A 20841-nucleotide genomic window follows, 5' to 3' on the forward strand; every position below is an offset into this window, starting at 1 on the left:
AGGCGCAGACGCCCACCCAAAGCGCACCCACCGACGAACCCCAAGCACAGACCCCCACCCAAGGCGCCCCCGCCAGACCACCGCGCCCCGTACCCTTTCGCAGGGGCCGCACCCCCCTCACGTACCCCTGAAGGAGTCCCACCGTGCTCGTCCTGCTGCCGCCGTCCGAAGGCAAGGCTCCCTCCGGCCGTGGTGCTCCGCTCAAGCCGGAGAGTCTGTCGCTGCCGGGGCTCACCCAGGCACGGCAGGCCGTTCTCGACGAGCTCGTCGAGTTGTGTGCCGCGGACGAGGAGAAGGCCCGCACCGTGCTCGGCCTCAGCGAAGGCCTGCGCGGTGAGGTCGCGAAGAACATCGAGCTGCGCACCGCCGGCGCCCGCCCCGCCGGGGAGGTCTACACGGGCGTGCTCTACGACGCCCTCGGCCTCGCCTCGCTCGACGCCGCCGCCAAGCGCCGCGCCACCCGCTCGCTGCTCGTCTTCTCCGGACTGTGGGGCGCCGTCGGCGTGGGCGACAAGATCCCCTCGTACCGCTGCTCGATGGGCGTGAAGCTGCCGGGCCTCGGCGCGCTCGGCGCGTACTGGCGTACGCCGATGGCTTCCGTCATGCCCGAGGCCGCGGGCGACGGTCTCGTCCTGGACCTCCGGTCGTCCGCGTACACCGCCGCGTGGAAGCCGAAGGGCGAGGTCGCGGGACGGACGGCGACCGTCCGGGTGCTGCACGCGCAGGTCGACGAGAAGACCGGCACCGAGAAGCGGTCCGTCGTGTCGCACTTCAACAAAGCGACGAAGGGCAAGATCGTCCGGTCCCTGCTGACGACGGGGACCAGCCCGAAGAACCCGGCCGAGCTGGTCGAGGCGCTGCACGACCTGGGGCACGTCGTGGAGGCGGAGGCCCCGGCCAAGGCGGGCAAGCCGTGGGCTCTCGACGTGGTGGTTCGCGAGATCCACTGAGGAGCCACCAGGCAGTCACCAGGCAGTCACCACGCAAGCCCGTTGCATTATTTGCAACGGGCTTTGCGCATGCTGCATGCACCGGTGCAGGATGCTCCCATGACCTCCTCCGCGTCCCCGTCCCCGTCCCCGTCCCCGTCCCCCTCCTCATCCCCCTCCCCCGAGCCCACCTCCGTCCTGGACCTCGCCCCCGTCATCCCCGTAGTCGTCGTCTCGGACCTCGACGACGCCGTGCCGATGGCGCGCGCCCTCGTCGCGGGCGGGCTGCCCGCGATCGAGGTGACGCTGCGGACGCCCGTCGCGCTGGACGCGATCTCGGCGATCGCCGCCGAGGTGCCGGAAGCGGTGGTCGGCGCGGGCACCGTCATCTCCGCGCGGAACGTCTCCGATTCCGTGGAGGCGGGCGCCCGTTTCCTGGTCAGCCCGGGCTGGACGGACACGCTGCTGGAGGCGATGCAGGGCTCCGGCGTGCCGTTCCTGCCGGGCGTCTCGACGACCTCGGAGGTCGTGGCGCTGCTCGAACGCGGCGTACGGGAGATGAAGTTCTTCCCGGCGGAGGCCGCGGGCGGCACCGCCTACCTGAAGTCGCTGGGCGCCCCGCTGCCGCAGGCGCGCTTCTGCCCGACGGGCGGGATCACGCCCGGCTCCGCCCCGTCGTACCTCGCGCTGAAGAACGTCGGCTGCGTGGGCGGCAGTTGGATGCTGCCCGCCGACGCCGTCGAGGCCAAGGACTGGGGCCGCGTGGAGTCGCTGGCCCGCGAGGCAGCGTCCCTGCGCTGAGGCGCGCCCGCACCCGCACCCGCTAGCGCAGGTGCGACGTGTCGTTGAGGAGGCGCACGGACGCGTTGCCGTCCGCGTAGTACGCCACGGCCGACACCGACGCCGCCGAGAGTTCCATGCGGAACAGGGACTCCGGCGGGGCGCCGAGCGCGAGCCGCACCAGCGTCTTGATGGGCGTGACGTGCGTGACGAGCAGGACCGTGCGGCCCGCGTAGGCCGAGGTCAGCCGGTCGCGGGCGGCCGAGACACGGCGGGAGACCGCCGCGAACGACTCGCCGCCGGGCGGCGCGGCCTTCGGCGAGGCGAGCCACGCGTTCAGCTCCTCCGGGTGGCGCTCGCGCACCTCGCCGAAGGTCAGCCCTTCCCAGGCCCCGAAGTCCGTCTCGCGCAGGCCGTCTTCGAGGTGGACGTCGAGCCCGAGGCGGGCGGCGACGGTGTGTGCGGTCTCCTGGCAACGCTTGAGCGGCGAGGAGACGATCGCCTGGACCGTGCCGCGGGCGGCGAGTGCGGCCGCGACGCGCTCGGCCTGCGCACGGCCGACGTCCGACAGGGACGGATCGGACCCGCCGCTTCCGGAGAACCGCTTCTCGGGCGTCAGCGCGGTCTCGCCGTGCCGCAGCAGGACGAAGGTGGCAGGGGCGCCGAGGTCGGCGGGCGCGGCCCAGCCGACGGGCGGAGCAGCCGCCTCGGGCACCGCCGAAGCCACCGCGTCAGGCACCGCCAGGGGCGACACCGAAGCCACTCCCGTAGCCCCCGAAGCCCCCGTACCGCCCGCCGCCAGCGCAGCCCGCGCCCGCGCCGCACCCGCCACCGCGTCCCCCGGCGGCCCCGCCGGAGCCTCCGCGGCCGACCGCGCGGCCCGCGCGTCGAACTCCGCCGTGGACGCCGACGGCGACCACTGCTCACCCCGCTTGCCCGCGTCCATCGCCTCGTTCGCGAGCCGGTCGGCGTGCTTGTTCTTCTCCCGGGGGATCCACTCGTACGTCACCTGGGACGCCGGATGGGCCCGGGCCGCCTCCGCCGCCAGCGGCTTCATGTCCGGGTGCTTGATCTTCCAGCGGCCCGACATCTGCTCGACGACGAGCTTGGAGTCCATGCGCACGTGCACCACGGCGGCCGGGTCCAGCTGGTGGGCGGCCTTGAGACCGGCCACCAGGCCCTTGTACTCGGCGACGTTGTTCGTCGCGACGCCGATGTACTCCGCGGCCTCCACCAGGGTCTCCCCCGTGGCCGCGTCGATGACGACCGAGCCGTAGCCCGCGGGCCCCGGGTTGCCCCGGGAGCCGCCGTCGGCCTCGACGATGAACTCGCGCATCTCCAGGAGGTCCTTACGTCCTTGAGGTCCTTGAGGTCCTTGAGGTCCTTACGTCCCTACAGGCCGGACTCGGACGTACGGACCAGGATGCGACTGCAGTTCTCGCAGCGCACGACCTTGTCCGGGGACGCCGCCTTCACCTCGTTGACCTCGGTGATGTCGAGCTCGAGGCGGCAGCCCTCGCAACGCCGCTGGTGGAGCCTGGCGGCACCGATGCCACCCTGCTTCTCGCGCAGCCGGTCGTAGAGCTTGAGCAGGTCGTCCGGGATCGAACCCGCCACGACCTCGCGCTCCTTGCCGACCGTGGCGGTCTCGCCGTCGAGCTCCTCGCACGCGGCGTCGCGGCGGCCCGTCGCGTCGTCGATCTTCGACTGGACGGAGGAGACCCGGCCGGTGAGCTCGGTGACGCGCTCCTGCGCGGACTCACGGCGCTCCATGACCTCGAGGACGACGTCCTCCAGGTCGCCCTGGCGCTTGGCCAGCGAGGCGATCTCCCGCTGGAGGTTCTCCAGGTCCTTGGGCGAGGTGACGGCACCGGAGTCCAGGCGCTGCTGGTCGCGGACCGCACGCTGGCGGACCTGGTCCACGTCCTGCTCCGCCTTGGTCTGCTCGCGGGCGCAGTCGCTCTCCTCGGTCGTCGCGGCGACGAGCAGGTCGCGCAGCTGCGTGAGGTCCTTGGTCAGCGACTCGATCTCGGCGTGCTCGGGCAGCGACTTCTTCTTGTGCGCGAGCTGCTGCAGGCGTACGTCCAGGGCCTGGACGTCGAGCAGTCGGATCTGATCGGCGGGCGCGGCGTTCAGTTGGGGGCTCCAGTTGATTCGTGAGGTGAGGCCGCGTGGGCGGTCCAGGGGTCGGTGACCGTCTTCGAGACGTGGACGCGCAGTCCCCATCCGTGACGGTCGGAGATCTCGTCGAGCTGCGCCGCGGCCAGCTCGCACCACGGCCACTCGGTGGCCCAGTGCGCGGCGTCGAGCAGCGCGAGCGGTGTCTGCGCGCGGGCCTCCGACACCGGGTGGTGGCGCAGGTCCGCGGTGAGGAAGGCGTCCACGCCCGCGGCGCGTACGTCGTCGAAGAGGCTGTCGCCCGAGCCGCCGCTGACGGCGACGGTGCGGATCAGCGCGTCGGGGTCGCCCGCGACGCGGATGCCCTGCGCGGTGGCGGGCAGCCGCTTCGCGGCGCGCTCGGCCAGCTCGGCGAGGGTCAGCGGGTGGTCGAGTGCGCAGATCCTGCCGAGGCCGCGGCGGCCCTGCCGGTCGGCGGGGTCCGGCACGAGCGGGCGTTCGACGCGGAGGTCGAGGGCGCCCGCGAGTGCGTCGGAGACGCCGGGGTCGGCGCGGTCGGCGTTGGTGTGCGCGACGTGCAGCGCGACGTCGTGCTTGATCAGGTCGTGGACGACCCGGCCCTTGAAGGTGGACGCCGCGACCGTCGTCGTACCCCGCAGGTAGAGGGGGTGGTGGGTGACCAGGAGCTGGGCTCCCAGTGCGACCGCCTCGTCGGCGATCTCCTGGACGGGGTCGACGGCGAAGAGGACCCGGGAGACCTCCGCTTCGGGGTCTCCGCAGACCGTGCCGACCGCGTCCCAGCTCTCGGCCAGTTCGGCGGGCCACAGGGCGTCGAGCGCGGCGATGACTTCAGACAGACGGGGCACGGAGAAAGGCTACCTTCCCGCTGCGCTCGGCATGTCGCGCGTCACGTACCGCTACGGGGCCGCTACGGATAGCCCCTCCAGGGGCGCGGGGAACTGCGCGAGCGACCACGGACAAAGCCGCAGTCGCGGCTGCCGAGCACGCCGCAGACGCGACTGCGGCTTGTCGCGCGCTGAGCGCGCAGTTCCCCGCGCCCCTGACGGGGCGCCCCTTACGAGGCGAGGGTGTCCCTCAGGTCGTCCAGAACGGAGTTCGCGGCGGTCACGCCCAGGCCCAGGTACCAGGTCTCGTCGGGCACGTCCTTCGCCTGGCCGTTCCGCACCGCGTCGAGCTTCTTCCACAGCGGGTTCTTCTCGGCGCCGGAGCGGCCGGTCTTCTCCGCGTCGCCGTAGACCCCCGTGAAGATCCAGTCCGCGTCGGCCTGGTCGATCTTCTCCGGGCTGATCTCCGTGGCGAGATCGTTGACCTGCTGGTTCTTGGGCCGCGGCAGACCCGCGTCGTCGAGGATGGTGCCGATGAAGGACGCCTTGGCGTAGAGGCGGATGCGGTCCGGCATGTAGCGGAGCATCGTGATCGTCGGCTTGCCGTCGTGGGCGGCGCCGATCTCCTTGCCGAGGGTCTTCGCCTTCTTCTCGTACGCGGAGAGCTCCTCCTTGGCCTTCGCCGTCCTGTCGAGCGCGGCCGCGTTCAGGAGGTAGTTCTCCTTCCACGTGAAGCCGGGGCGGATCGAGAAGACCGTGGGGGCGATCTTGGAGAGCTGCGGGTAGAGCTTGGCGGCGCGCAGCTCGCTGCCGAGGATCAGGTCGGGCTTGAGGTTCGCGATCGCTTCGAGGTTGAGGGAGTTGATCGTGCCGACGTTCTTCGGGCTGCCCGCGTCCTTCTTCAGGTAGCCGGGGATGCCGTCGTCGCCCTCGGTGGGGGCGTACCCGACGGGCTTGACGCCGAGCGAGACGACGTTGTCGAGCTCGCCGACGTCCAGGACCACCACGCGCTGGGGCCGCTTCGTCAGCTCGGTCTTGCCGCGGGCGTGGGTGAGGGTGCGCGGGAACTCGCCGGGCTTGGCCGTGGTGCCCATCTTCGCGGTCTGCTCGGCGGCCTTGGCGAAGTCGTCGCCGCCCTGGGCGACGGCCTTGCTGCCGCTGCCGTTGTCGGACTTGCCGGAGCCGTCGTCGCCCGACCCGCAGGCCGCGAGCGAGAGCGCGGCCGTCACGGCGAGGGCGACTGCAGCGGTGCCGCGGCGATTTCGCCGTACGGACCGGACTGACCGGGCGGACCGTACGGATCGGATGGACACGGGCATCGGGACTCCAGGGGGGTGCGCTGCCCGCGATCGGGCCGAGCTTAGGTTCGCCTCACCATAAGCGGAATTTTCCTTTTCGGAGCAGTCGCCCCCGTCACAGCACAACCGCCCCTGCCCGCTCAGGCGAATCAGGACATCGCCACCCTTCTGTGTGAAGCGGACGCCCGTCGCTGCCACGCCAGTGCGGACGAAAACTAGCTTCGGGGCCGGAGGTGACCACTCACCATGACAGCGCCACCAGCGCCACCAGCACCGACAGCGCCGCCAGTACAACCGGCGCCACCGGCGCCGCCACCGGTCCGGGCCCGCATCAGGGTCCGGACGCCCGCCCGCACCGCGGGCTGCACCATCACGGCGGACGGGTCGTACGCCGCACGTCTCGCCCGCCCGGCCGGGGCACCGGACGCCTGGTATCCCGAACGCTGGACCCTCGGCTCCGCCGAGCCGTTCGCGGTGCCACTGCCCGGCAACCAGCCCGAGGAGCCGTCCACGGAAGTGCTCCCGATGGCCGACGGCCGCGTCCTCGTCCACCGCGTGGTGGGCGAGCGGCACATCTTCACCCTGCTGTACCCGACGGGTCCCGGCACCGGCGAGGTGCCGCTGGGGGCCGTGGAGTGCGGCGAGTTGACCCTGCTGCCGCCCGCGCCGGGCGGCACCCGCGCCTATGCCCTCGCGCCCGGCGCGAGGTCCTCGGACGTCTGGCTGGTGGCGGGCGGGGCCTTCGGTCCCGAACATCTCGCCGCGGTGCCCGGCCGCTGCTCGGGCGGGGTCTGGCTGGACGGCACCGACCGGCTGCTCGCGCTCGACCGCGAGCTGGAAGGCCGCACCAAGACGGTCGCGGTGGACCTGGAGCGCGACGGCGAGGTCTCGCCGCTGCTGCAGATCGCCGAGGACAGCGACGACCGGCTGCTGCTCGCCGACGCGGGCAGCGGCCTGCTGCTGATCCGCTCCGACGCCCCGGGCGACGACCGCCTGGGCTGGGGGGTCCTCGGCGGTACGCGGCCGGTGCGCTTCCCGGAGAGCCTGCGCCTTCCCGACCTCACCGTGACGCCCTTCGCGATCCAGCCGGGTCAGGTCCTGACGCCGGAGGCCTGCGGGGTGGCGCTGCGGATCGACGGTCCGGTGGGCGGCGGGGGCGGCAGTTGGCTCGGCCTGTGGCGGCCCGCCGCGCGGCAGGTGCGGCAACTGGCGGCGCCGAGCGGGTGGTTGACCGGTTCGGGCTGGTGGACGCGGGACGGCGAGCTCTGTCTGCCGTACGCGACGGGCGCGGCGCCGTGCGGGGTGGCCCGGGTGACGGTGCCGACGGCACCCGCCGCCGAAGCCCGGCCGGAAGACGCGCCGCACGACGTCACGGGCGACGCTTCGCACGACGGCCCCCGCGACCCCTCACGCGATGCCGCGGGCGACCTCCCGCACCCCTCGCAGCCCCCTCCGCCGGATCCCCCGGCGCCTGCCGCGACACGCCCCGTCCCCCTGCAACAGGCACCCCTCGGCGGGCGGGCGGCGGGCAGTTAGACTCCGCCCGGCTGTACGAACGATCTTCTTTACGGGGTGAATGGCTTGACTACGACCGAGACCGTCACGGAGACACAGCAGAACACCGCACCAATGATGCCGACGACCGCGCCCACCGGCGCGCACGTCGGCGCGGGGAAGCACCGGGGCCCGGTGTCCGAGCAGGACGAGGGGGCGGCGCCGCGGGGGCGGCACCGCCGCCAGGACCAGCAGTCCTGACCTGGTTCCGACCCAGTCCCGACTCTCCGGAAACCGCACTGCAGAAACGTCTCGCCCCCGCGCCGCCAAGAGCAGCGCGGGGGCGAGCCCTTTCCGTATCCGCACGGCCATCCGCACCACTGCCCGCGCGTCTGCCCGCACAGCTACCCGCGCTTGAGCCCCAGCACCTCCGCCGCCGCGAACGTCTCGTTCGGCGGGCGGTCCGCGTAGTACGGGGAGAGCGCCTCGTCCAGCTCGTCGAAGGTGAACGTCTCCTTCGCCGAGTCGAACTTCGCCGCCACCCTGGGCCGCTCGACGACCGCGACCATGCCGCCGTGGACCACGAGCAGCTGCCCGTTGACCCGCGCCGCGGCAGGCGATGCCAAATAGCCCACGAGCGGCGAGACGTGCTCGGGCGCCAAGGGGTCGAGCCGCCCTTCCGACGGCTCCGCGAAGCCCGCGAAGACGTCCTCGGTCATCCGCGTACGGGCCCGGGGGCAGATGGCATTGGCGGTCACGCCGTACTTGGCGAGGGCCAGCGCCGTCGACGTCGTCAGGCCGACGATGCCGCCCTTCGCCGCCGCGTAGTTGGGCTGGCCCGCCGACCCCGCGAGGAAGGCTTCGGACGAGGTGTTGACGATCCGGCCGTACACCGGGCCCCCCGTCGCCTTGGACCGCTCGCGCCAGTGGGCCGCCGCGAAGTGCGTGGTGTTGAAGTGGCCCTTGAGGTGGACGTGGATGACCGAGTCCCACTCGGACTCGCTCATCGAGAAGATCATCCGGTCCCGCAGGATGCCCGCGTTGTTGACGAGGATGTCGAGCTTTCCGTACGTGTCCACCGCCAACCGCACGAGCTCGCGGGCCTGTTCATGGTCGGCGACGTCGCCGGTGTGGGCGACGGCCTGCCCGCCCGCCGCCCTGATCTCGGCGGCGACCTCCTCGGCGGGTGCCGCCGACGCCTCGCCCGACCCGTCGCGGCCCGGCTGCCCGAAGTCGTTGACGACGACGCTCGCGCCGAGCCCGGCCAGTTCCAGCGCCTCGGCGCGGCCGAGCCCACGGCCCGCGCCGGTGACGATCGCGGACAGGCCCTCAAGTGGCAGTGACATCGAAGTCCCTTCGGAACGGAGCTGGACGGTTCGGGCGTGACGGGCGTGCCGGGAGCGGTCAGATCTCGATGCAGGTGCGCAGGGACGTGCCGGTGCGCATCTGGTCGAGGGCCTCGTTGATCTCGGTGAGCTGCACGCGGTGCGTGATCATGCTCGCGAGGTCGATGCGGCCCGCCCGCCAGAGCGCGATGGCCCGCTCGTACGACGTGAGGACGTCGCCCCCGCCGTACATGGAGGGCAGGATGCGCTTCTCGTCGAAGAACAGCTCGAACATGTTGAGCTGCAGATGGTCGTCCATGGCCCCGGCCCCGACGACGCACAGCGTGCCGCCGCGGCGCGTCGTCTCGTACGCCGTGCGGGCCGTGACCGACTTGCCGACGACCTCGAAGACGTAGTCGAAGCCCTCACCCGCGGTGATCCGCTGCTTGGCGTCGGCCAGTTCGTCGGGCGACACCGCCTCCGTGGCGCCGAACCGGAGCGCCGCCTCCCTGCGCGAGGCGACCGGGTCGACCGCGACGATCTCCGCCGCGCCCTTGAGGCGGGCGCCCTGGATGGCCGAGATGCCGACGCCGCCGCAGCCGATGACGGCGACCGACGAACCGGCCGCCACGTCCGCCGTGTTGATGGCGGCGCCGAGCCCCGTCGTCACGCCGCAGCCGATCAGCGCCGCGATGTCGAAGGGCACGTCGTCGGGGATCGGCACGGCGCATCCGGCGTCGACGACGACCTCCTCGGTGAAGGTGCCGGTGCCCGCGAAGCCGAAGACGTCACCGCCGGGGCGCTGGAAGTTGGGGGTGCCCGCGTTCATGAACCCGGCGAGACAGAGCTGGGTCTGGCCGCGCTTGCAGGCGGGACAGGCACCGCAGGCGGGGAGCCAGCAGAGGAGGACCCGGTCGCCCTGGGAGAGGCCGCTCACGCCGTCGCCGACGTCGACGATCTCGCCCGCGCCCTCGTGGCCGGGGATGAAGGGGGCGGGCTGCGGCAGCACGCCGTTCATCGCCGAGATGTCGGAGTGGCACAGTCCGGTGGCCCGGACCCGGATCTTCACCTTGCCGGGGCCAAAGCCCACCGTCTCGATGTCGTCGAGGACTTCGAGCTTCTCCTGGCCTATCTCGTGCAGTACGGCTGCGCGCATGGCGCGGCTCCTCTCGTACGAAGATCCGGGCGGGCCCGAGCCGGTCGGGGCCCGGGCTGACTCAGGCGTGTTCGACGACGGTGTCGGCGAGCACCGGCGCGTCGTCCCGCTCGACCGCCGTGACGGTGGCCTGCACGCGGCCCTCGGTGCGCCACATGCGGATCCGCAGCGTCTCGCCGGGGAAGACGACGCCCGTGAAGCGGGTGCTGTAGCCGCGCACCCGGGACACGTCACCGTCGAGCTGGGTGTCGACGACGGCCTTGAGCGTCATTCCGTAGGTGCACAGGCCGTGCAGGATCGGCTTGTCGAACCCGGCGAGGGCGGCGAACTCGGGGTCGGCGTGCAGGGGGTTCCAGTCGCCGGAGAGGCGGTAGAGGAGCGCCTGGTCCTCGCGGACGGGGCGTTCGACCTCCAGGTCGGGGTCGCCCTCGGGGTCGGGGAGGCGGGTGGAGGGGCCGCGGTCACCGCCGAAGCCGCCCTCGCCGCGCACGAAGATCTGGGCGTCGCTCGTCCACAACGGTCCTTCGTCGTCGGCGACTTCGGAGCGCAGCACGAGGATCGCCGCCTTCCCCTTGTCGTACACCGCGGCGACCCTGGACGTCGTGACGGCCTTGCCCCTGACCGGGATCGGGCGGTGCAGCGTGATGCTCTGGCCGCCGTGCAGGACGGCGGCGAGGTCGACCTCGATGCCGGGCGCGGAGAGTCCGCCGACGACGCCCATGCCCGCGCCCGCGACGGTGGCGAAGCTGGGCAGGACGTGCAGCCGGGACTCCAGTGTGTAGCGCAGCTCGGCCGGGTCCGTGGCGGGCAATCCGGCGCCGAGGCCCAGGTGGTAGAGCTGGATGTCCTTGTGGTCCCAGGCGATCTCGGCGGACCGGGGCTCGGCGGCCACGGCCTTCACGGCGTCGATGGGCATCGGGTGGCAGCTCCTTGGGCCGGTGGGAGAAGACCTCGGTGCGACCGTCCGCACCGTCGGCCGCACCGAGGTCGCAACAGGGCCGGAGGGGTGGCCCGCGGACCGCCCCGTTCTAGAACGCGTTCCAGTCCGGCGATCCCATGTATAGCCGAGGCCCCAGCACTTGTGAAGACTCCTGACGCAACGTCAGATCATGGGCGGCATCGGGGAGCGGTGACATTTGTACCGGCCGGGTCCGTACAGCTGCCTCTGCCGCCGCCCCGCCCCGGATTCGTAGCGTCATAGCCATGACGAAGACATCAGAGGACGGGCCCGCGGTGGCCTTCGACGGCGCCGTGAAGACCTTCGGCACCGTCCGCGCCGTGGACGGCGTCGACCTGGAGATCCGACGGGGCGAGACCGTCGCGCTGCTCGGCCGCAACGGCGCCGGCAAGTCCACCACCCTCTCCCTGCTGCTCGGCCTGAACGACCCCGACACCGGCACCGTGCGGCTCTTCGGGCGCACCCCCGGGCGGGCCGTGGCCGCCGGGCAGGTCGGCGCGATGCTGCAGGAGGGCCGCCAGGTGCCGCGCGTCACCGTCCGCGAACTGGTCGCCTTCGTCGCCCAGACCTACCCCGCGCCGATGTCCGTCGCCCGCGCCCTCGACCTCGCGGGCATCACCGGACTCGCCGACCGGCGCGTGGACCGGCTCTCCGGCGGCCAGACACAGCGCGTGCGGTTCGCCGTCGCGCTCGCCGGTGACCCCGCGCTGCTCGTGCTCGACGAGCCGACCGCCGCCCTCGACGTCGAGGCCCGCCAAGCCTTCTGGACCTCGATGCGCACCTACGCCCGGCGCGGCCACACCGTCCTCTTCTCCACCCACTACCTGGAGGAGGCCGACCTGCACGCCGACCGGATCGTCGTCATCGACCACGGCCGGATCGTCGCCGACGGCACCGGCGAACAGCTGCGGCGCGCGGCGGGCGGCAGCCTCGTCTCCTTCGACCTGGCGGGCGGCGGCACGCACGGGCTCGCCGAACTGCCCGGCGTGCTCTCCCTGGAGGTGCGCGGCGACCGGGCCCGGCTGCGCACCGACGACTCGGACGCGACGGTCCTCGCGCTGGCCTCGCTCGGTGCGGTCCGCGGCCTGGAGGTCGCCCCGGCCTCCCTGGACGACGCGTTCCTCGCCCTCACCTCTCCCCTCCCCGCCGCCACGACCGCTCTGGAGACGTTCTGATGTTCGCCTACCTCCGACTGGAGATCCGCAGGACGCTGCGCGACCCCGGCTATGTGATCTCTGCGGTCGCGGTGCCGGTCCTGATGTACCTCCTCTTCACCAACCTCGGTGAGAACGAAAGCGCCTGGCGGACCCAGTCGATGATCGGCATGGCCGCGTACGGCGCGCTGGGGGCGGCCATGAGCACCGGCACCGGTGTCGCCGAGGACAAGACCATCGGCTGGCTGCGACAGCTCAGGATCACGCCGATGACACCGCGCGAGGTCGTCGTCGGCCGCGCCCTGAACGGTTCGGTCACCGTGCTCCCCTCGATCGTCGCGGTGTTCGTCGCGGGCGGGCTGGTCAACGGCGTCCGGCTGGACGTATGGCAGTGGGCCGCGGCCGCGCTGCTGCTGTGGCTCGGCTCGCTCCCCTTCACGCTGCTCGGACTCGGCAACGGCTACCGCCTCACCGCCCAGTCGACCGGCGTCATCAACGTCGCCTGCAACCTCGGGCTCTCCGTGCTCGGCGGCCTGTGGTTCCCGATCGCGCTGTTCCCCCACTGGCTGCGTACCCTCGCGGACTACACGCCCACCCACCGGTTCGCGGACCTCGGGGTCTCGGTGACCGAGCACGATGCACCCGGCCTCGTCACGGTGGCGGTCCTGCTCTGCTGGCTGCTGGCGTTCGGTTCGTACGCTGTGGTCTCGTACCGGCGCGCCGCGCGGACCGCGTGAGCCAGAGGGCGAGGAACGAGGACATGTCCCGGAAGAACAGGGTCAGCTGCCGGATGCGTGAGTGGCAGGACGCCCGCGCCGAGTGGAAGAGCTCCCGCGACGAGTGGAAGGCCGAGCATCGGCGCGTCAAGCAGGAATGGCGGGAGGGGCGCAGGTCCGGCACGAACATCGAGCACCTCGGCCCGCCGCCCAACGGCTTCGCGCTCCTGCCCTGGCTCCTCATGGGCCTCGGCGCGATCTCCCACCTCCTCCAGGGCGACACCCCCAACCCCTGGATCGGCGCCGTCGGGGTCCTCCTCTTCAACTCCCTCTACGTCTTCCTTGCCTTCCGCGCCTTCGACAAATGCGCCCGCGAGGCGCTCGCCACCAGGATCGCGCTGGTCGTCCTCGGCCTGCTGACCGTCGCGCTCGCCGCCGGATACGGCGGCGGCTGGCTGCTCTTCTTCCCGCTGCTCGGCCTGGCCGTCGGGGCCATCGTGCGCGGGCGCGGCCTCGGCCCCATCAGCCTGGTCCTGAGCGTGCTCGCGGGTGTCATCGGCGGGTCCTGGGAGGGCTGGACCGGGTTGAACGTCGCCTACGGAACCTTCCTCTCCACCATGGTGACCGCCGCGATCCTCTCCCTCTCCGAGGCGGTCCGCGAACTGCGCGAAACCCGCGAGGAGCTGGCCCGCACCGCCGTCGAGAAGGAACGCCTCCGCTTCTCCCGCGACCTGCACGACCTGCTCGGCCACACGCTCTCCGTGATCGTGGTGAAGGCGGAGGCCACCCGGCGGCTGGCCCCCCGCGACCTGGACGCGGCGCTCGGCCAGGTCGCCGACATCGAGTCCGTCGGCCGACAGGCGCTCACCGAGATCCGCGAGGCCGTCACCGGCTACCGCGAGGGCAGCCTCGCCACCGAACTCGACCGGGCCCGCGACCTCCTCGAAGCCGCCGGGATCGGCACGGTCGTCCGCCAGTCCGGCCCTCCCCTCGCCCCGCAGACGGCGGCACTCCTCGGCTGGGTGGTCCGTGAGTCCGCCACCAACGTCGTACGCCACTCCGGCGCCGACCACTGCGAGATCGAGGTCACGGGCACGTCCGACGAGACCCGCCTGGTGATCACGGACGACGGCCGCGGCGAGGGCTCGGGGCCGCCCGGCAGCGGCCTGAAGGGCCTGGCCGAACGCCTCGCCTCGGCAGGCGGCTCCCTCACCTCAGGACCGGCCCCCCGCACCGGATTCCGCGTCACGGCGGTCCTCCCGGCCACCGAAGGCGACCCGGCCCCGGATCCCGCGGCCCCCGCCACCCCGGGCGACGCGGCTCCGCTCCCTCACTCCTGACTCCCGGTCATACTCATCCCGTGGAAGAAATGCCGCAGGACCACCGCTTGCCGCACGGGGTGCATCCGTACTCGGTGGCCACGGCGTGTCACTGCTTCCGGTCAGCGGTTGGACTCTCGCTGTTCGGTTAGTGAGCCGTAGGCCCGGTACTGCGACGCGAAGCGCTGAACACCCAGGTCACGCCCGATGTGTCCGGGCTCACCGAAAGCCGATCGCTGACCTGCCCCCGTCGGTCACCCTCTCGCCGAGGTGGCTGGCGGGGGTTTACGGCGTTCCTGGGACGCCTTCGATCCGAAGGCTGAGAAAACCTCGGCCCCCCGTCGACTCGGATGATCGCCTTGCCCAGCTCGGGAGTTGGGAGCGTTCGGTTCTGAGGTGGTCTTGACGCGTTCGCCCGTAGGCGTGATGGTCGTGCACACCCGTGCAACACACTCGGTGGAGGAGCACGTCATGGCCCTGAGGTTCCTCGGCATCTGGCCCAACACCCCCGACGATGGTTCGCCCACGATCTGGCTGGACGACTCGACCGGCGACCTGATCATTCAGTCATGGACAGCGGACGAGGCAACGGTCCGTCAGGCTCGGGAGGTTGGATCGATCCCTGGTCACTCCACGGACGTACCGGACCATGAGAGCGTGATCCGTCTGCCCGCGAACATGCTCCAGTTCATCCCCCGCCCGGACAGTGAGGTCAACGACGGTGGCAACAGCGGTACGTGAAGCACTCGCCAAGGCGCAGCGTTCAGCCCTGCACCTTGAGATGCGGGACAGCTACATGCGGGACGACCCGGAGTTCATCCGCTGGCAGGAGGGACACCGGTACGACCCGGCCGACCGCGAGTCGTGGTGGCGGTCGTGGCTGGACGTGGTGGCCGGGACAACCGGCCGAGGGGTCCACATGCGCCGTCTGCGCGTCGTCTCGGAGCCGCTGAGCGACTACGTCCGGTACGAGTACGACGGCACGTTCACGAACGTCGCAGCGGGCGAGGACGTACGTTGGCTGCCTCGCTCACTGACGCGCGGTCTGCTGCTCCCCGCGCTGGACGGCTGGGTCATGGACGAACAGACCGTGATCCTGCACCACTTCAGCGGCGAGGGTCAGTGGACCGAGCCCCGCATGGAAGTCGTGCACGACGCCGCGCTAGCCGAGCTGTACGTCAGCGCGTACGAGGCAGCGTGGAAACGTGCCGTCCCGCACGAGGAGTACCGGCCCGCCTGACGCACCATGGCTGTCTCTCCGTATTCCAGCGCGCAGCAAGCCCGGCAGGCTCTGGCGGATCGTCTCGCTGGGCTGTGCCGGGATGCTGGCCTGACTGGCTCTGATCTCGCCGAGCGCTGCGAGTGGAGCCGGTCCAAGTCGTCACGGATCATGAACGGCCGTACGCCCCCCAGCGCTGACGACATTCGGGCCTGGTGCCGGGCGACCGGCGCGGAGGAACACGCAGAGGACCTGATCGCCTCGCTGCGGGCCGCCGAGGGCATGTGGGTGGACTGGCGCCGTATGGAGCGCACAGGGCTGCGACGGGCGCAGGAAGCTCGTTTGCCGCTGTATGAGCGCACCCGCTGGTTCCGCTCTTACTCGTCCTGGCTGGTGCCCGGACTGATCCAGACGTACGGGTACACCGAAGCGGTCTTGCGCGCTGTTCAGCGAAGGCGGGTACCGGTCGACGACGTGGCCGATGCCGTGGCCGCCCGCATGGACCGCCAGCGCGTGCTCTACGAGGGACGGCGACGCTTCGCGTTCCTGGTCGAGGAGTCCGTGTTACACAACGGCTACGGCGACGAGGAGACACAGGCCGAGCAACTAGAGCGCCTGTGCTCCCTCGCTGACGGCGAGTTGGCACACGTGAGCCTAGGCGTGATCCCTTCGCGGCTGACCCGCTCGCGTATGCCTGTCGAAGGATTCTGGCTCTACGACAAGGCTCAAGTTAACGTCGAGTTGGTCAGCGGGTACCTCACGATCACGCAGCCCAGCGAGGTCAAGGCTTACGCCGACACGTTCGCGGAACTGACCGATACGGCGGTCTACGGCGCGAAGGCCCGCGCGCTGATCGCCAAAGCCCTGGCCCCCCTGCTCTAATTGGCGTGCAACACCGTGCAACCTGCTGTGAATTGAAGGCCCGGCGTTCCTAGCGTGGTGAAGAACGGACCACGCGAGGGGACAGCGCCCATGGCAGCGGAGACCGATGCGCCCGCAACCGACCCGATCAACGGGGAAGCTGGGTACGTCACGTTCACTGAGGACAGACCTGATTGCGAGAAGTGCGGCAAGCTCGTCAAGCCTCTGGATCCGGCCCGCAAGATCGAGCGGCAGGGAGGCGGGGACTCCGAGGTCGTCTATTGGCACAACTTCTGCTTCCGGCAGGTACGGCCCCGATGAGCGCCCCCGCGAGGCTCCAGAGACGCCCCTCACGGCCGCTACCGCCCCCGAGGCTAGTGAGCCTCATAGACGACCCCACGGGCCCGTACGCGGACTCTCCGCCCGGCTGGTGGGATGAGTACGGCGGAGCGCTCGACGTGCGCTCAGGGGTGGTCCACATCCCCCAGGGAAACCCCAAACCCCCGTGCCACCTGCCCGGTTGTCGACGGCACGGCACCCCATGAGCCGCGTAGGCCGTTGGGCGCCGCGGGCGTTCCCCATCGGCGCAACCCTGCTCACCTACGCGCCGTGCGGCTACCTGCTCGCGGACGACGAACCGAATGAGCCTCCCAACCCCAACCGGGCAACGGGCCACACATCAGGGAGACACGCACATGAACCATGTACGCGACTTGCTCACCCCTGACGGGTTTGGGGGTGTCGTCGCAACAGTGCGCGACAACAACCCCGACCTGCCCGCACGTACGGCTGAGAGGTGAGGGCATGGACGCGGAACAGGCCCGGCAGGTGGACGCCACGTTGAGGCGTCTGGGCATCCCTGGTGTGGTCGCGCCGGTAGATCCGGAGAACCCGGCGGGGGCGTGGCGCGTGTACGACAGCGCGGATCCGGCGACCCGCGAGGACACGACCGCTGACGCGCTGGCATCCGTCGTGGCGAAGTTCCGCGAGTCCAGCCCCGAGCCGACGGAGAAGCGGCGGCAAGGCCCGACGCGGGGGTTCGTCTTCCCGCCTGCCGACGACGACTGAGACCCTTGGGCTGCCCCGGCCGGTGTTCCCCGGATTCTGGGGCTCTGACCGGGGCCTTTTGCTGCTACGCGGTGGGGTCCTCGCCGTACTCTGAGCCCCATGGACGAGATGCCCCAAGACCACCGCCCAGCGAAATCCGTCAGAGTCCTCCTCGCCGAGGACCAGGGCATGATGCGGGGCGCGCTCGCCCTGCTGCTCGGTCTGGAGGCGGACATCGAGGTCGTCGCCCAGGTCGGCCGGGGCGACGAGATCGTCGACGCGGCGCTGAACGCCCGCCCCGACGTCGCGCTGCTCGACATCGAACTGCCGGGCCGCAGCGGCCTGGACGCCGCCGCCGATCTCCGCGAGGAGTGCCCCGACTGCCGGGTCCTCATCCTGACGACCTTCGGCAGGCCCGGCTATCTGCGCCGGGCCATGGAGGCGGGCGCGGTCGGCTTCCTGGTCAAGGACGGTCCTGTCGAGGAGCTCGCCGAGGCGGTCCGGCGGGCGCTGCGGGGCGAGACGGTGATCGACCCGGCGCTCGCCGCGGCCGCGCTGAGCGCCGGGCCCAGCCCGCTGACCGGCCGCGAGGCGGACGTCCTCAAGGCCTCCGTGGACGGCGCCACGGTCTCCGACATCGCGGGCGCGCTGCATCTGTCCGAGTCGACCGTGCGGAACTACCTCTCCGCGGCGATCGGCAAGACGGGCACGCGGAACCGGATGGAGGCGGTGCGCGAGGCCCGGCAGCAGGGCTGGCTGTGAGCGGGCGGAGCAGGCGGGGGCGTCAGTCCTCCTGGACCACTTCCGCGTCGAGGGCCACGAACCGTTGCCTCAGGCCGCGGCCGACCCCTTCCGTCCCGGCATCCACAGGAGCAGCACCACCACTCCCGCCAGCAGGATGAATCCGCTGGTCCGGAACGCCATCGCGTAGCCGTCGGTGAGCGCCTGCGGCGATGTCGAGCCGTGCGTCTGCGCGGCCGCCACCGTGGAGAGCACCGCGAGGCCGAGCGCGCCGCCCATCGTGCGGGAGGTGTTGACCAGGCCGGAGACGAGTCCGGCGTCGCCCGCCTTTGCGCCCGACGTGGCGAGCGAGGCGAGCGGGGTCGTGGCGAGGCCCGCGCCGAACATCATCACGATGCCGGGCAGCAGGATCGAGGTGGCGTACGCGCCGTCGACCGTCATCGTCGACTGCCACCCGAAGCCCGCGGACGCCACGAGGATGCCGAGCACGGAGACGTTCTTCGGGCCGAGCACCGGCATCAGGCGCGGCGCGAGCATCGAGCCGAGGACGACGGTGAGCGAGGACGGCATGAGGGCGAGGCCCGCCTTCATCGGCGAGTACCCGAGGACGTTCTGGGTGTAGAGCGTCATGAACATCCACATGGCGAACATGCCGCCGCCGCACACGAACATCGCGGCGTTCGCGGCCGACACCGTCCGCACCTTGAACAGCTTGAGCGGCATCAGCGGCGCCTTCGTGCGCGACTCCACCAGGAGGAACGCCGCGAGCAGGGCGAGGCCCGCCGCGAGGGGTGCCAGGGTCGCCGTCGCCGTCCAGCCCTTCTCCTCCGTCTGCACGATGCCGTACGCGAGGGTGGCGAGACCGGCCGTCACGAGCACCGCGCCCGGCACGTCCAGGCGCCGCGTCCGGTCGGCCCTGCTCTCGGTGAGCCAGGCCAGGCCCGCGACGATCACCAGGGCGCCGACCGGCACGTTGATCAGGAGCACCCAGCGCCAGGAGAGCAGGTCGGTCAGGACCCCGCCGACCAGCCCGCCCGCCGCGCCGCCGCCCGCGCCGACCGCCGACCAGACGCCGATCGCCCGCGCCCGCGCCGGGCCCTCGGGCACCGCCGACGTGAGGATCGTCAGGGTCGAGGGGGCGAGGACCGCCGCGCCGAGCCCCTGCACGGCGCGCGCCACGAGGAGCTGCCACTCGGCCTGCGCGAGGCCGCCGCCGAGCGAGGCTGCGGTGAAGAGGCCGAGCCCGACGAGGAACATCCTCTTGCGCCCGAAGAGGTCACCGGCCCGCCCGCCGAGCAGCATGAACCCGGCGAAGGCTATGGAGTACGCGTTGACGACCCATTGCAGTCCGACGGCGCTCATGCCGAGGTCGGAGCGCATCGACGGCAGCGCGGTGTTCACCACGGAGACGTCGAGCACGACGAGGAACTGGCCCGCGCAGGCGGTGAGCAGTACGGCCCACACCGGGACGGACCTCTTCGGCGCGGCCCCCGGGGAGGCCGAGGAAGAGGGGGCGGACGGAGAGGAGGAGGCTGACGGGGCTGAGTAAGTGGTGGAGGGCGTCTGGACCATGACAGCCATCCTCTCAAGCGAAACTCGAGCGACGCATCGGAAATTCGCTGGACGAGACCTCGGCCGACAGGCCTAGGACCACCCCCCCTCCTCTCCCCGCCCCGCGCCCCCCTCACCTCCGCAGCACCGTCACCACCGCCGCCCCGCCGAGCCCGATGTTGTGCGCGAGACCCACCCGCGCCCCCTCGACCTGCCGGGCCGCCGCCTCGCCGCGCAGCTGCCAGGTCAACTCGGCGACCTGCGCGATGCCCGTCGCGCCGAGCGGGTGGCCCTTGGAGATGAGGCCGCCGGAGGGGTTCACCACCCACCGGCCGCCGTACGTCGTCGCGCCGCTCTCGACCAGCTTTCCCGACTCGCCGGGCGCGCACATGCCGAGCGCCTCGTACGTCAGGAGTTCGTTGATGGAGAAGCAGTCGTGCAGCTCGACGACGTCCACGTCCTCGATGCCGAGCCCCGACGTCTCGTACACCCGGCGGGCCGCCTCCCGCGACATCGGCTGTCCGACGGCGTCGACGCACGACCCGGAGGCGAAGGACTCCCCCGTGTCGGTGGTCATGGCCTGGGCGGCGATCTCCACCGCGCGGTCCTGGAGGCCGTGCCGCTCCACGAAGCGTTCGGAGACGACGACCGCGGCCGCCGAGCCGTCCGACGTCGGGGAGCACTGGAGCTTGGTGAGCGGGCGGTGGATCGTCTTGGCGGCGAGGATCTCGTCGACGGTGTACGCGTCCTGGAACTGCGCGTAGGGGTTGTTCGTGGAGTGCCGGTGGTTCTTGGCGCCGACCGCGGCGAGCTGTGCCTCGGTCGTGCCGTGCTTCTCCATGTGCTCGCGGGCCGCGTTGCCGAAGATCTGCGCGGTGGGCGGGGTCATCTCGAAGCCGTGGCGCGCCGCCATGATCCCGTAGTGCCGCGCCACGGGTGACGTCTTGAAGTCGCCCCCGTCGCTGCCGCCGCTGCCGCCGCCCAGCGCCCCGCGCGCCATCTTCTCGAAGCCGAGCGCGAGCACGCAGTCGTTCAGGCCGCCCTCAACGAACTGGCGCGCCATCATCAGGGCGGTCGACCCGGTCGCGCAGTTGTTGTTGACGTTGTAGACGGGGACGCCCGTCAGGCCGAGCTCGTAGGCGGCGCGCTGGCCTGCCGTCGAGGCCTGGAAGCAGTAGCCGACGGGGACCTGTTCCACGTCCTCGTAGGAGATCCCGGCGTCGTCGAGTGCCTTGGTGCCCGCCTCCTTCACCATGTCCCAGTACTGCCAGTCACGCGTCTCGGGCTTCTCGAACCTGGTCATCCCGACGCCGACGATGTAGCTCTTCAT

At 71.7% G+C, this 20841-nt stretch carries 22 protein-coding genes; 13 read left to right on the forward strand and 9 right to left on the reverse strand.

What is annotated here, in order from left to right; genetic code table 11:
• Positions 1-143: 143 nt before the first annotated feature.
• Together yaaA and AC068B_RS01680 are read left to right on the forward strand one after the other, a co-directional pair.
• A complete protein-coding gene (gene yaaA / locus AC068B_RS01675; protein ID WP_478668297.1) occupies positions 144-950 on the forward strand; it encodes a peroxide stress protein YaaA in 807 nt (268 codons plus the stop codon).
• Positions 951-1049: 99 nt separating this feature from the next.
• Positions 1050-1730: a bifunctional 4-hydroxy-2-oxoglutarate aldolase/2-dehydro-3-deoxy-phosphogluconate aldolase gene (locus AC068B_RS01680; RefSeq protein WP_478668298.1), complete on the forward strand. Its 681-nt coding sequence runs from the start codon at positions 1050-1052 to the stop codon at positions 1728-1730.
• Positions 1731-1752: 22 nt separating this feature from the next.
• Here AC068B_RS01680 and AC068B_RS01685 read toward each other — a convergent pair whose 3' ends face one another.
• The 4 genes from AC068B_RS01685 to AC068B_RS01700 form a co-directional block, all read right to left on the reverse strand.
• A complete protein-coding gene (locus AC068B_RS01685; protein ID WP_478668299.1) occupies positions 1753-3045 on the reverse strand; it encodes a bifunctional RNase H/acid phosphatase in 1293 nt (430 codons plus the stop codon).
• A 56-nt stretch (positions 3046-3101) separates the two neighbouring features.
• Positions 3102-3845 (reverse strand): zinc ribbon domain-containing protein, encoded by a 744-nt coding sequence (locus AC068B_RS01690; RefSeq protein WP_356262675.1) that lies wholly within the window; start codon positions 3843-3845, stop codon positions 3102-3104.
• Positions 3842-4693: a Nif3-like dinuclear metal center hexameric protein gene (locus AC068B_RS01695; protein WP_356261664.1), complete on the reverse strand. Its 852-nt coding sequence runs from the start codon at positions 4691-4693 to the stop codon at positions 3842-3844. The genes AC068B_RS01690 and AC068B_RS01695 overlap by 4 nt, the downstream gene beginning before the upstream one ends.
• Before the next feature lie 209 nt (positions 4694-4902).
• Positions 4903-5991: an ABC transporter substrate-binding protein gene (locus tag AC068B_RS01700; protein WP_478668301.1), complete on the reverse strand. Its 1089-nt coding sequence runs from the start codon at positions 5989-5991 to the stop codon at positions 4903-4905.
• Positions 5992-6216: 225 nt separating this feature from the next.
• Here AC068B_RS01700 and AC068B_RS01705 point away from each other — a divergent pair, with 225 nt between their 5' ends.
• Together AC068B_RS01705 and AC068B_RS01710 are read left to right on the forward strand one after the other, a co-directional pair.
• Positions 6217-7506 (forward strand): hypothetical protein, encoded by a 1290-nt coding sequence (locus AC068B_RS01705; RefSeq protein ID WP_478668302.1) that lies wholly within the window; start codon positions 6217-6219, stop codon positions 7504-7506.
• A 45-nt stretch (positions 7507-7551) separates the two neighbouring features.
• Complete coding sequence (locus AC068B_RS01710; RefSeq protein ID WP_478668304.1) at positions 7552-7725, forward strand: hypothetical protein; 174 nt, start codon at positions 7552-7554, stop codon at positions 7723-7725.
• Between the two features lie 143 nt (positions 7726-7868).
• Here AC068B_RS01710 and AC068B_RS01715 read toward each other — a convergent pair whose 3' ends face one another.
• The 3 genes from AC068B_RS01715 to AC068B_RS01725 form a co-directional block, all read right to left on the reverse strand.
• On the reverse strand, positions 7869-8810 hold the full coding sequence (locus AC068B_RS01715) for a 3-oxoacyl-ACP reductase (protein ID WP_478668306.1): 942 nt from the start codon (positions 8808-8810) through the stop codon (positions 7869-7871).
• A 58-nt stretch (positions 8811-8868) separates the two neighbouring features.
• Positions 8869-9945 (reverse strand): Zn-dependent alcohol dehydrogenase, encoded by a 1077-nt coding sequence (locus tag AC068B_RS01720; RefSeq protein WP_478668307.1) that lies wholly within the window; start codon positions 9943-9945, stop codon positions 8869-8871.
• 61 nt (positions 9946-10006) lie between these two features.
• Entirely contained in the window at positions 10007-10861 is an 855-nt protein-coding gene (locus AC068B_RS01725) for a MaoC/PaaZ C-terminal domain-containing protein (RefSeq protein WP_478668309.1), read from the reverse strand.
• 287 nt (positions 10862-11148) lie between these two features.
• On the opposite strand from AC068B_RS01725, the gene AC068B_RS01730 reads away from it, so the two are divergent.
• The 9 genes from AC068B_RS01730 to AC068B_RS01770 all read left to right on the forward strand — a co-directional run bounded on the left by AC068B_RS01730 (position 11149) and on the right by AC068B_RS01770 (position 17981).
• Entirely contained in the window at positions 11149-12078 is a 930-nt protein-coding gene (locus AC068B_RS01730; RefSeq protein WP_478668310.1) for an ABC transporter ATP-binding protein, read from the forward strand.
• Positions 12078-12794, forward strand: coding sequence for an ABC transporter permease (locus AC068B_RS01735; protein ID WP_478668311.1), 717 nt, complete (start codon positions 12078-12080; stop codon positions 12792-12794). Before AC068B_RS01730 ends, AC068B_RS01735 begins: the two co-directional genes overlap by 1 nt.
• Positions 12795-12817: 23 nt before the next feature.
• Complete coding sequence (locus tag AC068B_RS01740; RefSeq protein ID WP_478668313.1) at positions 12818-14113, forward strand: sensor histidine kinase; 1296 nt, start codon at positions 12818-12820, stop codon at positions 14111-14113.
• 450 nt (positions 14114-14563) lie between these two features.
• A complete protein-coding gene (locus tag AC068B_RS01745) occupies positions 14564-14833 on the forward strand; it encodes a hypothetical protein (RefSeq protein ID WP_478668314.1) in 270 nt (89 codons plus the stop codon).
• Complete coding sequence (locus tag AC068B_RS01750) at positions 14814-15332, forward strand: DUF6879 family protein (protein WP_478668315.1); 519 nt, start codon at positions 14814-14816, stop codon at positions 15330-15332. The genes AC068B_RS01745 and AC068B_RS01750 overlap by 20 nt, the downstream gene beginning before the upstream one ends.
• 6 nt (positions 15333-15338) lie before the next feature.
• The gene (locus tag AC068B_RS01755) at positions 15339-16193 is read left to right on the forward strand and encodes a helix-turn-helix domain-containing protein (protein WP_478668317.1); all 855 of its coding nucleotides are present in this window, start codon (positions 15339-15341) and stop codon (positions 16191-16193) included.
• Between the two features lie 90 nt (positions 16194-16283).
• A complete protein-coding gene (locus AC068B_RS01760) occupies positions 16284-16493 on the forward strand; it encodes an LIM domain-containing protein (protein WP_478668318.1) in 210 nt (69 codons plus the stop codon).
• Positions 16494-16976: 483 nt separating this feature from the next.
• Positions 16977-17240, forward strand: a complete 264-nt coding sequence (locus AC068B_RS01765) for a hypothetical protein (RefSeq protein ID WP_478668319.1) — start codon at positions 16977-16979, stop codon at positions 17238-17240.
• A 99-nt stretch (positions 17241-17339) separates the two neighbouring features.
• The gene (locus tag AC068B_RS01770) at positions 17340-17981 is read left to right on the forward strand and encodes a response regulator (protein ID WP_478668321.1); all 642 of its coding nucleotides are present in this window, start codon (positions 17340-17342) and stop codon (positions 17979-17981) included.
• A gap of 69 nt (positions 17982-18050) precedes the next feature.
• On the opposite strand, the gene AC068B_RS01775 is transcribed toward AC068B_RS01770, so the two are convergent.
• Positions 18051-19532, reverse strand: a complete 1482-nt coding sequence (locus tag AC068B_RS01775; RefSeq protein WP_478668322.1) for an MFS transporter — start codon at positions 19530-19532, stop codon at positions 18051-18053.
• A gap of 112 nt (positions 19533-19644) precedes the next feature.
• Entirely contained in the window at positions 19645-20841 is a 1197-nt protein-coding gene (locus AC068B_RS01780; protein ID WP_478668324.1) for a lipid-transfer protein, read from the reverse strand.

This window comes from Streptomyces sp. NPDC042371 (assembly GCF_056437465.1).

Excerpts from the sequence above, each read along its gene's own strand:
- AC068B_RS01680 (WP_478668298.1), top strand. The coding sequence starts at position 1,050 with ATGACCTCCTCCGCGTCCCCGTCCCCGTCCCCGTCCCCGTCCCCCTCC.
- AC068B_RS01685 (WP_478668299.1), bottom strand. The coding sequence starts at position 3,045 with ATGCGCGAGTTCATCGTCGAGGCCGACGGCGGCTCCCGGGGCAACCCG.
- AC068B_RS01700 (WP_478668301.1), bottom strand. The coding sequence starts at position 5,991 with ATGCCCGTGTCCATCCGATCCGTACGGTCCGCCCGGTCAGTCCGGTCC.
- AC068B_RS01705 (WP_478668302.1), top strand. The coding sequence starts at position 6,217 with ATGACAGCGCCACCAGCGCCACCAGCACCGACAGCGCCGCCAGTACAA.
- AC068B_RS01715 (WP_478668306.1), bottom strand. The coding sequence starts at position 8,810 with ATGTCACTGCCACTTGAGGGCCTGTCCGCGATCGTCACCGGCGCGGGC.
- AC068B_RS01720 (WP_478668307.1), bottom strand. The coding sequence starts at position 9,945 with ATGCGCGCAGCCGTACTGCACGAGATAGGCCAGGAGAAGCTCGAAGTC.
- AC068B_RS01725 (WP_478668309.1), bottom strand. The coding sequence starts at position 10,861 with ATGCCCATCGACGCCGTGAAGGCCGTGGCCGCCGAGCCCCGGTCCGCC.
- AC068B_RS01730 (WP_478668310.1), top strand. The coding sequence starts at position 11,149 with ATGACGAAGACATCAGAGGACGGGCCCGCGGTGGCCTTCGACGGCGCC.
- AC068B_RS01735 (WP_478668311.1), top strand. The coding sequence starts at position 12,078 with ATGTTCGCCTACCTCCGACTGGAGATCCGCAGGACGCTGCGCGACCCC.
- AC068B_RS01740 (WP_478668313.1), top strand. The coding sequence starts at position 12,818 with ATGTCCCGGAAGAACAGGGTCAGCTGCCGGATGCGTGAGTGGCAGGAC.
- AC068B_RS01745 (WP_478668314.1), top strand. The coding sequence starts at position 14,564 with ATGGCCCTGAGGTTCCTCGGCATCTGGCCCAACACCCCCGACGATGGT.
- AC068B_RS01755 (WP_478668317.1), top strand. The coding sequence starts at position 15,339 with ATGGCTGTCTCTCCGTATTCCAGCGCGCAGCAAGCCCGGCAGGCTCTG.
- AC068B_RS01760 (WP_478668318.1), top strand. The coding sequence starts at position 16,284 with ATGGCAGCGGAGACCGATGCGCCCGCAACCGACCCGATCAACGGGGAA.
- AC068B_RS01765 (WP_478668319.1), top strand. The coding sequence starts at position 16,977 with ATGGACGCGGAACAGGCCCGGCAGGTGGACGCCACGTTGAGGCGTCTG.
- AC068B_RS01770 (WP_478668321.1), top strand. The coding sequence starts at position 17,340 with ATGGACGAGATGCCCCAAGACCACCGCCCAGCGAAATCCGTCAGAGTC.
- AC068B_RS01775 (WP_478668322.1), bottom strand. The coding sequence starts at position 19,532 with ATGGTCCAGACGCCCTCCACCACTTACTCAGCCCCGTCAGCCTCCTCC.
- AC068B_RS01780 (WP_478668324.1), bottom strand. The coding sequence starts at position 20,841 with ATGAAGAGCTACATCGTCGGCGTCGGGATGACCAGGTTCGAGAAGCCC.